This window comes from Ktedonobacter racemifer DSM 44963 (assembly GCF_000178855.1).
GTDB classification, from domain to species: Bacteria; Chloroflexota; Ktedonobacteria; order Ktedonobacterales; family Ktedonobacteraceae; genus Ktedonobacter; species Ktedonobacter racemifer.
On the sequence record NZ_ADVG01000004.1, the window covers coordinates 773,738 to 787,029 of the forward strand.

A 13,292-nucleotide genomic window follows, 5' to 3' on the forward strand; every position below is an offset into this window, starting at 1 on the left:
GTGCCCAGCTTGGACGCGCATGCCTCTCTGCCACTGAGCGTCGCTCAGGTACGCTTGCTCTTGCAGGTTGTCTTGCCCCAACCTGTGCTGGATGTGCCTGCAGTCCTGACGTTGATCTCTTATCAGCAACGCCACAACTACGCCGCCTATTGCTCTCATCGGAAGCGGCTTCTTGCCCACTTGCAGGGGCTGCGTTGGTAAAGTCTCGTTGTAATACTAGAAGAGATCACCAGAGAGCGAGGTCTGACTCCAGAGAGCCGCTCAAGGCTGCGCCCCGATGGAACACTCCTCACCTGGAAGGCGGCTGGCCTATCGCTCTCACTTGTGGAGGGCTGGCTACCTTTCTTTATGCAGTGGGATAATCCCTCATACTATCCAGGTAACCTGCCTGTTCAGCATGCAATGGAACCTCAGGGCATTGCCTGGCTGGAAATCACACCCAGAGACCCGCAGCGCTTGAAAAAGTGGTTAGGGACAGCACAGGTCCCCTTACGTCTGGTGGATAGCGCTCCTGGCATTCACCATGTGGGGCTCTTCACCCCCAGAGGAATAGTAGTACTTCCATAAGGTCGTATATAAACACGTTTCTGGTTCAGAATGTGACAAAGCTGCACATATCAACTATACTCTTTAATGATCTCCATATTTCTGATAACATTACTGTCGAAAGGACACAGCATGCGGCTCGCTATCTTGTCTGACATTCATGGCAATTCCATCGCGTTGGATGCGGTTCTAGCGGATATTCAGAAGCAGGGAGGCGTCGATGGTTACTGGATCCTGGGTGACTTCTCGGCGCTTGGTCACGATCCTGTAGGCGTGCTCGAACAGGTCACAGCCTTGCCCAACGCCAGCTTTACGCGTGGCAATACTGATCGCTACATCGTTACTGGCGAGCGACCTGGACCTACCCTTGAAGAGGCGCAGACTCAGCCCCACCTGGTTGCCAGGTTGGCCGAACTCTCGGCTAACTTTGCCTGGACTCAGGGTTTTATTCAAGCACGAGGCTGGTGGGATTGGCTGGCCGAACTCCCGCTAGAGGTTGGCCTGACCCTGCCGAATGGCACACGTGTGTTGGGCGTACACGCTGCGCCGGGCCTGGATGACGGTCCAGGCATTCATCCAACCTTGAGTGAGGAAGAGTTGCGCAAGGCTCTCGCCCCGGCAAAGGCTGACCTGGTAATTGTTGGACATACACACTTCCCCCTGGAGCGTCGCGTAGGAAACGTACATGTGCTAAACCTTGGCAGTGTGAGCAATCCAATCATCCCCTCGCTACAAGCCAGCTATGCGCTGCTCAATACCAATGCAAATAGCTACCAGCTCCAGCAACGCTTCGTCGACTACGACCACCAGGCTGTCATCGAGGCTATTCAGAAAGTCTCACATCCAGCGGAGAAGTTCCTGACACAATTCATGCGCGGTGAAAAAATATCGCCCTGGGCGCAGATGTGAAGAAATCGAGAAGGCCAGTAACGGAAACGATTACGCTTCCGTTACTGGCCTGCTTTGAACGCCTCTTTAACCACGTTGGGAATATTCCGCTGGCGCGAAGAAGACAAGCACGCTCAGAGCCTCCATGATCGAATAAAAATGGTGCTCCATGTTGGCGGGAACAAAGATCAGCGAGCCTGGCTCGACCGCGATCTGCTCCTGCGCTACCTGAAGTTGACCACGCCCCTGAACGATATAATACAGTTCATCCTCAGTATGCGGTTGTTGGGGATCGCTCGCGCCCGCCTCCAACTGGTAGAGGCCCACGCTCATCGAAGGTACACGCAGAAACTCGTGATAGAGCTTCCCCGCCTGCTCACGCGCGGCAAATATATCTGCTAAGGTAAAAGCCTGCTTCTCTGGCATATTCTGCTCCTGTTCTTCATATGGCAATACACTGTAGTCCTGCTCAGTATTATCGCGCGCGATGTGGCTCTAAAGAAAGTGCCACTTTCGCCAAAACAGGGCATACCACTCTTAGTTCGGGCAGCAGTTGTACAAACATCAATTTCTGAGATATCATAAATTTAACGAAAGAATAATTAAGGGAGAATTATGCAGAAGCAGGAGAACTATATTGAGGTTATTCGTGAAGAGTATCCGCAATTAAATATTCAGCAGACTCAGCTCAATACAAACGGGCAGTTTAACGATATCCTGATCATCAATGGTGAGCTGGTCTTTCGCTTCCCCAAATATGCGAGCGCCATCCCCCAGCTTGAGGCTGAGAGCGCTCATTTACGTGCCTTGCAGGGACATCTCACACTCCCTATCCCAAATCCTATCTATCACAGTCGCGAGCGCACTCAGGTTGGTCGCGTCTTCAGCGGTTATAAGATGATCCCTGGTGAGCCTCTCTGGCCAGAAACACTCCAGGCCCTTGATGAGGCAACTGTACAGCATCTCGCCGAGCAGGTTGCTGGCTTTCTGCGCCAGCTTCATAGCCTCTCAGCAGCCGAGCTGGGACTCGATCTGCCCACGCCTGAGGGCAACGAGGTCTGGGCAGACCTCTACCGGCGCTTCCGCGAGCGACTCTTTCCCTTTATGCGCGTCGACGCTCGCGATGAGGTGGTTCACGCTTTTGAGGCTTTCCTGGGCGACGCTCGCAACCAGGACTACCAACCAGTCCTAATCCACGGCGATTTTGGGTGCAGCAATATCCTCTACGACCAACGGGATCAGCGCATCACAGGCATTATCGACTTTAGCTCGATCAGCCTGGGCGATCCAGCCGTCGATATTGCCGCTCTGACCTGTTCAGTTGGTTATGGGGAAGACTTCGCCAAGCGCTTTAAACGTATCTATCCCGATATCGATACCTTGCTACCACGCACCCGCTTCTACACCAGTACCTTCGCTCTCCAGGAGGCTCTCTACGGCATCGAGAATAACGACCAGGAAAGCTTCAAAGCCGGTATCAAGGATTATATCTAATAAAGTTTTGGCTTGAGCACTCGCGCCTACGACGCTCGCCCTGGTAAGTGGTGCAGTGCAGGTGACTGCCAATCTGCACTACACCACTTACCAGGGGAATTAATTAGATCTTATCGTTGCGCTGCCAGTTGTTCGAAGAGGTCGATATCCTGGCGGGTGATGTCGAGGCTGGAGCGCCAGAAGGACTCACTGCGGATATCGATGCCGAAGCGCTGGGCTAGCTCGGCGGCGCTGGCCATGCCGGTTGAGGAGAGCAGGTCGTCATAGCTCTGCTTGAACTCCTCCGGCTGCTGCTGATAGCGCGCATAGAGGCCCAGGCCGAAGAGCAGGCCAAACATGTAGGGGTAGTTATAGTAGGAGCGACCCGTGTTGTAGTAATGGCCCTTAACCGCCCACATATAGGGGTGCAGCATGGCTTCATCCAGGCCAGCGCCATAGGTCTGGCGCTGCGAATCCAGCATCAGCTCGTTTAGCTCATCGACTGAGAGTTCGCGACGCTGACGCTTCTCGAAGACGTTCTGCTCGAAGAGGAAGCGACTGGTAATATCTACCACAACCTGGCATGAGCCCTGAAGCGAGGCCTCCAGAATGGCGATCTGCTCGGAGGGTTCGACCTGGCCCAGGGCGGCGTGGCGAATGATAGTCTCGCAGAAGATGCTGGCCGTCTCCGCCAGGGTCATGGGGTGTCGGCGCTGCAAGGCTGTACGCTTGAGCATGTTCAGGTTGTGGTAGCCATGTCCCAACTCGTGCGCCAGCGTGCTCATGCCAGCAAAGGCTGGTTTGAAGTTAGCCAGGATACGTGACTCATCAGCGCGCAGGGAGGCACAATACGCGCCATCACGCTTGCCAGGCCGAGGCTCGGCATCGATCCAGCGCTCGCGGAAGGCACGCGCCGCGTAGTCCGAGAGGCGCTGCGAGTAGCTCCCAAACTGCTCAATGATAAAGTTGCTGGCCTCGGCGAACTCCCAGACCTTGCTCTCCCGTGCCACTGGAGCGAAGAGGTCGTACCAGGCCAGTTTCTCCAGGCCCAGCAGGCGCGCCTTGGTACGCAGATAGCGTCGCCAATCGGGAAAAGAGGCACGCGCCGCCGAGAGCATGGCGTCAAGCGTCTCACGATCAATGCTACTATCAAAGAGCGAAGCCTCCAGCGGCGACTCCCACTGGCGACGGCGCGAGATCACGTTGACCTCGTTCTTGATGCTGTTAAGCGCCGCGGCCAGGGGGACCGCGTTGCTCTTCCAGGCGGCCAGTTCGGCCTCGTAGGCAAGCCTGCGCAGGTCGCGTTCCTCGCTAAAGGCCATGTTACGAATGGCACTCATGGGATAGCTCTTCGTCTCGCCATCGATCTTCAGCGGCACATTAAGTTGGGAAGAAATATTGCCATGCAATTTGGTCCAGGCCGAGCCGCTACTGACATTGAGTTCAGAGGCCAGCTCCTCCTCAACGGGCGACATCAGGTGGCGTGCCTGCTTATATGCTTTACGCAGCGGGAAGGCGTGATCTCGGGCTACCTGCGAGCGCTCAATTAGCGCCTCAACGTCGAGCGAGCCAATCCAGGCCGTGAAACGGGTAGCCTGTTGCGCCAACAACGTCAGGCCGCGCTGCAACTCGCTATATTTCGCCTGGGCCAGGTCGTCTTGCGAGTTGGTATTGACGAAGCTACTGATATAGACAGAGATGGTACGTACCTCGTCGCTCATGGCATTGTAGCGCGCTACGACCTGCTCAAAGTCACGCACAAAGGCGTCATCGAGCACCGGAGCGGCCGGTAAGGCCTGCACCTGCTTCTCAGCAAAGAAGCTCGCTAGCTCATCAATATGTTGTAAGACCTGGCTCAGCCCCTGAGCGAACTCCGACGAGTCCAACCCGGGATAGACCACCGTCATGTCCCAATGCGGCAATGCTGTTGTTGTTGACACGAACTCTCTCTCCTTCTAAAAATGGAACAATGGGGATGAGAGTATTGTAGCACCTGTCCACACCCAGCGCATATCCACCTTCCTCCTCACTACCTGCGGTGCTTCGCATAGGGTAAGGACGTGTGGTGCTCAAGGATAGGGAGCATATGGGAGTGTGGTGCTGGTTAGCAGCCTATAGGCTGCTAACCAGCACCACACTCCCACCTTACTCAAGACTAGAGGGTATCAACTAGCTCTTCGAGGCGCTCGATGTCCTGGCGTACAATGGCCAGGCTGGAGCGCCAGAAGTCTTTGGAGCGGATATCAATGCCAAAGCGAGCTGCCAGCTCGGTTGCGTTCGCTATGCCGGTTGAGGAGAGCAACTCGTCATAGCCCTGCTTGAAGGCTTCGGGATCTTGCTGGTAGCGTGCGTAGAGACCCAGGCCGAAGAGCAGGCCAAACATGTAGGGGTAGTTATAGTAGGGGAAATCGCTGCTATAATAGTGCCCCTTGACCGCCCACATGTAGGGATGCAGCACGGCCTCATCCAGGCCATCACCATAGGTCTGGCGCTGGGAATCCAGCATCAAGTTGTTCAGCTCATCCACCGAGAGTTCACGCTGCTTACGCTTCTCAAAGACGCCCTGCTCAAAGAGGAAGCGGCTGGTGATGTCTACTACGACCATGAACGAGCTTTGGAGCGACGAGGAGAGAATAGCCATCTGCTCCTGCTTATTGGCGTCCTTGAGCGCGGCGTTGCGGATAATAGTCTCACAGAAGATGCTGGCTGTCTCCGCCAGAGTCATGGGCGAGCCGCTCTGTAGAGCCGTGCGCTCACGCATATTCAGATTATGATAGGCATGGCCCAGCTCGTGTGCCAGCGTGCTCATGCTCTCGTAGGAGGGAGAGTAGTTCGCCAGGATGCGCGACTCTCCACGCCGCAGCCCGGCACAGTAGGCTCCATCGACCTTGCCTGGACGCGGCCCGGCATCGATCCAGTTCTCGTTGAACGCGCTCCGCGCCAGGTCCGCCAGCCGCTCCGAGAAGCTGCCAAACTGCTCGACAATGAAGCGGCTCGCCGCCTCATACGACCAGTTCTTCTCGCTCTTGCTGATGGGCGCGTTCAGATCATACCAGCTCAGCTTCTCCAGGCCCAGGGCACGCGCCTTGGCCTTCAGGTAGCGCCGCATATCTGGAAAGGACTCACGAGCCGCCTCCAGCATGGCGTCCAGCGTCTGCTGATCGATGCTATTCAGGAAGAGCGTCGCCTCCAGCGCGGAGGACCAGCCACGCTTATCCGCCAGCACATTTGTCTCGTTCTTGATGCTATTCAGCGAGGCCGCCAGGGGAACAGACACACTCTTCCAGGCAGCCAGCTCGGCCTCGTGGGCGCGTCTGCGCACCTCGCGATCCGGAGAGTATGACATGTTACGCACGGTACTCATGGGATACTCTTTCGTCTCGCCCTCTAGCTCCAGCGTTACCTTGAGCTGCGAGGTCAGGTTGCCATGCAGGCGGCTCCAGGCCAGGCCACTACTCACATTCAGCTCAGAGGCCAGCATCTCCTCGGCGGGCGACATCAGGTGGCGCGCCTGAATCTGGGCGCGGCGCAAGAGATGCGCGTGTTGACGCGCCTGCTCGGATTTGGCGAGTAGTGCCTCCACATCCAGCGAGCCAATCCAGGCCGTGAAGCGCGTCCCCAACTGCGAGAGGCGCACATAGGCGTTCATCAGCTCACTCAGCTTCGCCTGAGCCAGCGTATCCTCCGAATTGGTATCTACAAAACAATTGATGTAGGTAAATAGGGTCTCGCTACGCTCCAGCACCTCGTTGTAGCGCGCCAGCACGGCCTCAAAGACCTGCGCCAGGGCATCATCTACCACCAGCGCCGGGCGTTCGGCCACCTGGTACTGATCGAAGAGCGCGGCCAGCTCATCGATCTCGCGTATCCCTGCGGCAAAGCCCTGCTCAAACTCAGGCGCTTGCAGGCCAGGATAGATCACGGTCATATCCCAATTAGGAAGCTTCTGTGTAGTAGTCACGTACGGTCATATCTCCTTTTCCGTCCTCAATACTGCTATTGTAGCATGGAGGCCTCGCGATCTGCATGGACCCCTACAAGTTCTTTCGCTTCTGTATGTAGTAAACAGACCACTTCGCAATGCAGTGCGGCTTGCACATTGGCGAAATATGTGTTTTCCTGGAAACTGTAAAGCTGTAAAACTGTAAAACGGTGAGTCCAAATTTCTAGAGAATGTCGTAAAGAAGGAGAAACAATGATGCAACTCCAGGAAGAACGCTTCTTCTTGCCTGATCCTGCGCAACGCCGGGTTGCTTTGAATTTACATACACAGGTCAAGGATCTGCCACTTGTCTGCGTTCATGGCCATGTCAATCCAGCGATGCTTGCCGCAAGCAGCTATAGCTGGGGGAGCCCTGTCGACCTCCTGATTATCCCCGATCACTATATTTTCCGTATGCTCTACTCCCAGGGTATTTCGCTAGAGGAGCTGGGTATAACTCCCAAGGCACAAGAAAGCCACTTCACCCCGCCCGATCATCGCCAGATCTGGCAGACCGTCTGCGACCACTGGCATCTCTTCCGTGGCACGCCCTCCAGCCTCTGGCTGCGCGACGAGCTACGCAATATCTTTGGCATTGAGGAGAAAATGAACTCCGCCAATGCGCAAAAAATCTATGATCTCCTTGAAGAGAAGCTGCATAGTCCAGTCTTTCAGCCGCGCCAGATGTTTGAGAGCTTTCACATTGAAGTGCTCGCGACCACCGACGCCGCTACGGATACCCTGGATCATCACCGAGCCATTCGCCAGTCTGACTGGAGCGGACGCGTCATCCCTACCTTCCGCCCTGATGCGGTGGTCAATATCGATAACCAGCACTTCGCGGCCAGTATAGAACGCCTGGGCGAGGTCTCGGCTAGCGAGATTAGCGGCTATCGCTCCTACATCGCCGCGCTTGAGCAGCGGCGGCGCTTCTTTAAGGAGATGGGGGCTACCGCCACAGACCACGGTGCAACCTCTACCTATACCGAACGCCTGAGTGAGGCCGAGGCCGAGCGTATCTTCCAGCGCGCCTTACAGGGTGAGGCCTCGGCTGATGACGCACGCCGCTTTACGGGCCATATGCTCATTGAAATGGCTCGCATGAGTGTCGAAGATGGTCTCGTCATGCAACTGCACCTCGGCAGCTATCGTAACCATAACGCTCTGCTTCATGAGCGTTTTGGAGCCGATATGGGCGCTGACATTCCGACGGCGAGCGAGTTTACGCATAACTTTAAGCCCCTGCTCGACGCCTTTGGACGCGAGCGCGACCTGACCTTGATTGTCTTCAATCTCGATGAGAGCACGTATAGCCGGGAACTCGCGCCGCTGGCAGGGCACTATCCAGCCCTGCACCTGGGGCCTCCCTGGTGGTTTTTTGATAGCCTGAATGGTATCCGCCGCTTCTTCGATAACGTTATAGAGACGGCTGGCATCTACAATACGGTGGGCTTTAATGACGATACCCGTGCCTATCCCTCTATTCCAGCGCGCCATGACTTGTGGCGGCGCGCCAGCGCGGATTGGCTGGCTGGTCTGGTGGTACGAGGCATCATTGATGAAGAGGACGCCGCTGAAATGATAGTAGACCTGGCCTATGACTTGGCCAAAAAGGCCTATAAACTGAAGATATAAAGGGGCCTTTACCTCTCAATCAGAGCGTAACTACGCCGCTCCGCTCTTCAGAAGACGATCTCAGCATCTGCGACGCTTTGCAGGGTTAGAGTGTGTGGGGTGGAAATGCCTGCGGCATTTCCACCCCACACACTCTAACCCTGCGAGCCACGTAGTGGCGAGAAGTCATAGAACTTTTCCCGCTTTCTCTACGTGTCACTTGAAGTGAGGGCTCCATGAGAAGGAGGTCTTTATAGAAAGAGCTTGCGTGGAGCATTGGCAGGTAATACTTAGAGAAAGGGGCATTATTGTGGGTAAGTTCATGAATGGCATTCTCGTTGGCGTTGGTGTAGGTCTGCTCGTCGCCCCAAGGAAAGGTGAAGAGATGCGCCGTATGCTAAGCGAGCGCTTCCTGAACCAGCCAAAGAGTCTGGAGGGTGAAAGCCAGGTCTCGCTCTCCCAGGAACCACGTATGGAACGTGGAGCAGGGTTAACAGAACAGACTTCGACAATGGGACAGGGTCCATCGCTCATGCCGAAAGAGGAGCCCACTCCCCATACTGTCATCACCCCACCTGAACCTGATATTAAGAGACGGCCCGATAAGCGCTTTGAGCGCTAAATAGTGAAATTCACAAAGTATGTAGGGTCCGTGCATGCACGGACCCTACATACTTTGTGAATTTCACTATTTGTGTCTGGTCTTATTCCTCGCGCAGGTGGTGGCTGGCATCGGCTCCATACTCCATGCCGTAGACCTCCTTCAAGCGTTGAATCTGCGCCTGGGTTTGTGGACCAAAGGGTGCCTCACCAGCAAAGGCGTGCAGGACAATGCCCTCCATAAGATCACCAAGTGACATATCCAGATACTCCGCAAGCCCTTTGAGAACCTTCACCATACGCTTCTCCATGCGCATACCTGTTTGCACACGCTCTACCACGATATCCTGATTACCATGCCTTTTGTCTGCCTGCTCCATACGATTCTCCTTTTGCCATCTTTTTACCAACGTACCAAAATAACAATGTAAGCATACCTTATATTCTGGGCAGAAGCAAGATTTACATTCACACTCTCAGGCATGCAAAAATTTCTATTAGTACTTTTGTGCTGTTATTTTTTTATTTCATTGTGTATCAAGATATATCAATGTATCCTGTAGACAAGGCACAGCTATAAGAAACATATGCTCTTGAGCCAGCCCTTCTGGCTGGCCGGTGTGTGTAGAAACGTTGTGTTGCGACCTCTTGAAGTCTGTTTATGGTTAGGAAGCGAGGCACTATGCGGAGGAGGAACACGAAGTCGACTTCATGGAAATGGACTTTCCCAGCTACATTCATGATGCTGCTCCTACTGGTTACCGCCATGATTGCGGCCCAGAGAACAGCAGCTCATGCCAAGTCTGCGCCCCGTTATACGATGCGGGGACATATTGCTCCAGTGCTGAAGCAGTATAAGCCAATGCACGCCGCGGATAGTCATCAAAGCATGCACCTTGCAGTCTCACTTCGCCTGCGTAATGAGGCACAGTTGGATGCACTGATAGCCGCACAGAATGATCCCCATTCGTCCTTGTATCACCGTTATATTACGCCAGAATACTTTACGGAACATTTCGCACCCGATGAACAGACTATTGAGCGCGTAAGCGATTATTTGCGGGCTAATGGTTTAAGCATAGACAACGTTTCTTCCAATCATCAGCTGATCAGCATGAGCGGAAGCATGGAGAATGCAGAGAAGGCCTTCGCTGTCTCGATCTCGGATTACCAGATCGATGGGCAGGTAGTCTATGCACCTACAGATGAGCCATCAGTGCCTGCTGAGCTGGGTGACGTGATCCTGCACGTCTCGGGCCTGGACTCTATCGCCCATTATCGTCACTTCGCCCAGTTCGCGCCTCGTGCCAGCACCGTCCCTGGCAGCGGTCCCGTTGGTGGCTATACGCCAACCGAGCTGCGTGCGGCATATAATGTTAACCCACTCTTGAACGCAGGTTACAATGGGAAGGGTCAGACAGTGGCGCTCTTCGAGCTGGATGGCTACACTCCCAGCAATGTGAATACATACCTTCAGCATTACAATCTTGGTTCAACCAAATATTCAAATGTGCTGATTGATGGCGCCAGAAATACGGCGGGCAGCGGCGCACTCGAGGTTGAATTGGATATGGAGGTCCTCTCGGCTATCGCGCCCCAGGCGACGCAGAAGGTTTACATTGGTCCTAACAGCGCGAATGGTGCCCTGGATATCTATAACCGCATTGTCAGCGACAATAGCGCCAAGGTGATTAGCATTAGCTGGGGTCAGTGTGAGCGCGATACCGGCACAGCCCTCGTCGACGCCATGGACAACGTCTTCAAACAGGGCGTGGCCCAGGGACAGGCCTTCTTCGCTGCTTCAGGCGACTCTGGGGCCTATGGCTGTGACGACAAACAGCTCAACGTCGATTATCCCGCCGGCGATCCCCATGTCGTGGGTGTGGGTGGTACTAAACTGAGCATCAATAGCGATAACACCTATGCCAGCGAGTCGGCGTGGAGCTCTCCAAGCGGTCAGCGCATCGGCGGTGGTGGTGGCGGTATCAGCCAGCACTTCAGCCGTCCAGCCTACCAGGATGGTGTGCAGTCGAATGCTAAACGTGCTGTGCCCGATGTATCGGCAGACGCCGATATTAATAGCGGCTACTCACTCTACATTCAGGGTCACTGGGACATTGTTGGTGGTACCAGTGCTGCGGCCCCTCTCTGGGCTGGTATCGCTACCAACGTCAACCAGTACCTACAAGCTCAGAATAAGCCAACCCTGGGCAGTGGGCACGAGGCGCTGTATAGCCTGTACAAAAATCAGCAGCAGTATGCCCCCTACCACGACGTCACCAGCGGCAATAACCTGTACTACAATGCCAAGCAGGGCTACGACATGGCCACTGGCATGGGTACCCCCGACGCCTGGAATATCGCTCGCGATCTCGCAGCTAAGAGTGGTAGCACAACCAGCGGCGGCAGCACTGGCACGACTACTGGTGGCGACACCAGTGGCAGCGGTAGCACCAATACTGGTGGTAACACTGGTGGAGATACCAGCGGCAGCGGTAGCACCAATACCGGTGGTAACACTGGCGGCAATACCAATCCTCCTTGCTATCATCGCGGATATCGCTATAACAACTGTAACCCCAATACCAGCGGATCTACGAATGGTGGCAACACTGGCTATCCGGGCTACCCCGGTGGCGGTTACCCTTATCCTGGTGGGAATAACGGCTACCCCGGCTATGGCCCTAACTGGTAGCATGTCCTCTATGCGGGCATAAAAAGCATGAGTGTGGTGGTGGGCTGGTTATACCAGCCCACCACCACACTCTCTATTACTGACTACTAGACTGCCGAGCTAGAGCGCGCAAACTCCATGACATGAGGGTGTACCAGGTTCGCAAAGTCAGCATAGCGCACGCTCATGGTTTCTGTATGTGTCCCGATGGGAAAGGTAATCTCCTCCTGTGTTGTCAGGCTCTTCTCGACATAGACGGGTAAGCCGTAGAGATTCCCAAAGGGAGGCATAGCGCCAACTTCACAATCTGGAAAGGCATCGGCCAGCTCTTTCTCCTGTGCCAGGAGCACCTCTTTAGCCCCCAGCGCTGCGCGAATTTTTTCAAGATCCACATAACATGAAGCAGGAAGTGACAGTTCGATCATCTTACCATCGGCAAAGGCAATGACCTCCTTGGCAACCTTCTTACTCGAAATGTGCTCGCACTCCGCAATCTGCTGAGCGCTCAAGACCCGCTCGTGCTGCTGCTCATGAAAAGGCACATGCTGTTCCTGAAGATAGCTCTCCAGTCTCTCTTTACACTGCATTGAAACACCTCCATTTCTCAGCTACTGAAAAGCACTTGCACATATTTACTGTCTATCTGAGGCGGGCAATATCAGTATAAAATGGAGGCGTAGCTGTACCTTGTATAGCCTCAAGCGTCCTTGCTTTGCACTACAGAGATAGAGAAACCGTCAATACCGTTATTGACATCGTCATGGGGGAAGGCCACGCTCACTAACTGTGGATGTTCAAGAATCATACGATTGTAGGCCGCAGCACCAGCGGCGCTCTCATCAGGAGGCGATGCCTGAAAAGCCTGCCCATTGCGCACAATATTGTCTGCCACAATCAAGGAGCCATGGCGGCTCAATTTGAGCGCCCATTCCAGGTACTGTGGATTATTGCGCTTATCCGCGTCGATAAATATCAGGTCGAAGGGCGCCTCGGAGACCAGCGCTGGCAAAAGCTCAAGAGCAGACCCTACACGTACCTCTGCCCGTTCTGCCAGACCCGCTTCTGCCAGATTCGCACGCGCCAGCTCAGCATGCTTGTCATTGACCTCCAACGAGATCAGCTTTCCTCCCGCGGGAAGCGCACGCGCCAGCCAGATTCCTGAATATCCCGCCATCGATCCAATTTCGAGGATGCGACGCGCGCCACAGGTCAGCGCCAGGACCTGTAACAGCTTCCCTTGCAGGGGCGAAACCTGCCCCGCGGGAACCCCTGCGCCCTGCGCACGCAGGAGTGAATTACGCAAAGCGTCATCTTCCGGCGCGAAGCGCTGCTGCAATTCGTGATCGACAAAAGCGCGAGTCTCAGCCTCGCGACGAAGCTGCTCATCATTAAGAGATACAGAAGACATATAATTTCTTTCTCCCTCCAGTAGGACGATATACGACTTGAAGGAAGCCTACAATCTTGAACTCCCTCTTACCTAAGGCAAGTATAAAATATATTCGCGAAATCAGG

The 13,292-nt window shown here is 54.8% G+C and carries 13 protein-coding genes; 7 read left to right on the top strand and 6 right to left on the bottom strand.

From position 1 onward, the window contains the following. From KRAC_RS45070 to KRAC_RS45080, 3 genes are all read left to right on the top strand, one after another. Positions 1-201, top strand: a complete 201-nt coding sequence (locus tag KRAC_RS45070; RefSeq protein ID WP_420795772.1) for a hypothetical protein — start codon at positions 1-3, stop codon at positions 199-201. A gap of 24 nt (positions 202-225) precedes the next feature. Continuing rightward, positions 226-567, top strand: a complete 342-nt coding sequence (locus KRAC_RS80270) for a VOC family protein (RefSeq protein WP_420795873.1) — start codon at positions 226-228, stop codon at positions 565-567. Positions 568-678: 111 nt separating this feature from the next. After that, on the top strand, positions 679-1,455 hold the full coding sequence (locus tag KRAC_RS45080) for a metallophosphoesterase family protein (RefSeq protein ID WP_007918832.1): 777 nt from the start codon (positions 679-681) through the stop codon (positions 1,453-1,455). Positions 1,456-1,521: 66 nt separating this feature from the next. Here the strand turns inward: KRAC_RS45080 and KRAC_RS45085 are convergent, their stop codons facing one another. Continuing rightward, positions 1,522-1,860 carry a cupin domain-containing protein gene (locus KRAC_RS45085; protein WP_007918835.1) on the bottom strand — a complete coding sequence of 113 codons (339 nt, stop codon included), beginning with the start codon at positions 1,858-1,860 and terminating at the stop codon, positions 1,522-1,524. Positions 1,861-2,049: 189 nt separating this feature from the next. Between KRAC_RS45085 and KRAC_RS45090 the strand changes: the two genes are divergently transcribed. After that, on the top strand, positions 2,050-2,928 hold the full coding sequence (locus KRAC_RS45090; RefSeq protein WP_007918837.1) for a phosphotransferase family protein: 879 nt from the start codon (positions 2,050-2,052) through the stop codon (positions 2,926-2,928). 110 nt (positions 2,929-3,038) lie between these two features. Here KRAC_RS45090 and KRAC_RS45095 read toward each other — a convergent pair whose 3' ends face one another. Together KRAC_RS45095 and KRAC_RS45100 are read right to left on the bottom strand one after the other, a co-directional pair. After that, positions 3,039-4,847, bottom strand: coding sequence for a M3 family oligoendopeptidase (locus KRAC_RS45095; RefSeq protein WP_007918839.1), 1,809 nt, complete (start codon positions 4,845-4,847; stop codon positions 3,039-3,041). Positions 4,848-5,062: 215 nt separating this feature from the next. Then, positions 5,063-6,868, bottom strand: coding sequence for a M3 family oligoendopeptidase (locus tag KRAC_RS45100; protein WP_007918840.1), 1,806 nt, complete (start codon positions 6,866-6,868; stop codon positions 5,063-5,065). 234 nt (positions 6,869-7,102) lie between these two features. Here KRAC_RS45100 and uxaC point away from each other — a divergent pair, with 234 nt between their 5' ends. Continuing rightward, on the top strand, positions 7,103-8,524 hold the full coding sequence (gene uxaC, locus KRAC_RS45105) for a glucuronate isomerase (protein WP_007918841.1): 1,422 nt from the start codon (positions 7,103-7,105) through the stop codon (positions 8,522-8,524). A 289-nt stretch (positions 8,525-8,813) separates the two neighbouring features. Next, complete coding sequence (locus tag KRAC_RS45110; protein WP_157507901.1) at positions 8,814-9,125, top strand: YtxH domain-containing protein; 312 nt, start codon at positions 8,814-8,816, stop codon at positions 9,123-9,125. An 82-nt stretch (positions 9,126-9,207) separates the two neighbouring features. Here the strand turns inward: KRAC_RS45110 and KRAC_RS45115 are convergent, their stop codons facing one another. Then, positions 9,208-9,483: a hypothetical protein gene (locus tag KRAC_RS45115; RefSeq protein WP_007918845.1), complete on the bottom strand. Its 276-nt coding sequence runs from the start codon at positions 9,481-9,483 to the stop codon at positions 9,208-9,210. Between the two features lie 302 nt (positions 9,484-9,785). Here KRAC_RS45115 and KRAC_RS45120 point away from each other — a divergent pair, with 302 nt between their 5' ends. After that, the gene (locus tag KRAC_RS45120) at positions 9,786-11,798 is read left to right on the top strand and encodes a S53 family peptidase (protein ID WP_157507903.1); all 2,013 of its coding nucleotides are present in this window, start codon (positions 9,786-9,788) and stop codon (positions 11,796-11,798) included. A gap of 86 nt (positions 11,799-11,884) precedes the next feature. On the opposite strand, the gene KRAC_RS45125 is transcribed toward KRAC_RS45120, so the two are convergent. Together KRAC_RS45125 and KRAC_RS45130 are read right to left on the bottom strand one after the other, a co-directional pair. After that, positions 11,885-12,364, bottom strand: a complete 480-nt coding sequence (locus KRAC_RS45125; protein WP_007918849.1) for an aminoacyl-tRNA deacylase — start codon at positions 12,362-12,364, stop codon at positions 11,885-11,887. Between the two features lie 110 nt (positions 12,365-12,474). Then, positions 12,475-13,185, bottom strand: coding sequence for an O-methyltransferase (locus KRAC_RS45130; protein ID WP_007918850.1), 711 nt, complete (start codon positions 13,183-13,185; stop codon positions 12,475-12,477). Positions 13,186-13,292: the final 107 nt, after the last annotated feature.

Bases quoted from the DNA above. Each gene is read 5' to 3' on its own strand.
- KRAC_RS45115 (WP_007918845.1), bottom strand. From the start codon at position 9,483: ATGGAGCAGGCAGACAAAAGGCATGGTAATCAGGATATCGTGGTAGAG.
- uxaC (WP_007918841.1), top strand. From the start codon at position 7,103: ATGATGCAACTCCAGGAAGAACGCTTCTTCTTGCCTGATCCTGCGCAA.
- KRAC_RS45120 (WP_157507903.1), top strand. From the start codon at position 9,786: ATGCGGAGGAGGAACACGAAGTCGACTTCATGGAAATGGACTTTCCCA.
- KRAC_RS45125 (WP_007918849.1), bottom strand. From the start codon at position 12,364: ATGCAGTGTAAAGAGAGACTGGAGAGCTATCTTCAGGAACAGCATGTG.
- KRAC_RS45085 (WP_007918835.1), bottom strand. From the start codon at position 1,860: ATGCCAGAGAAGCAGGCTTTTACCTTAGCAGATATATTTGCCGCGCGT.
- KRAC_RS45080 (WP_007918832.1), top strand. From the start codon at position 679: ATGCGGCTCGCTATCTTGTCTGACATTCATGGCAATTCCATCGCGTTG.
- KRAC_RS45090 (WP_007918837.1), top strand. From the start codon at position 2,050: ATGCAGAAGCAGGAGAACTATATTGAGGTTATTCGTGAAGAGTATCCG.
- KRAC_RS45130 (WP_007918850.1), bottom strand. From the start codon at position 13,185: ATGTCTTCTGTATCTCTTAATGATGAGCAGCTTCGTCGCGAGGCTGAG.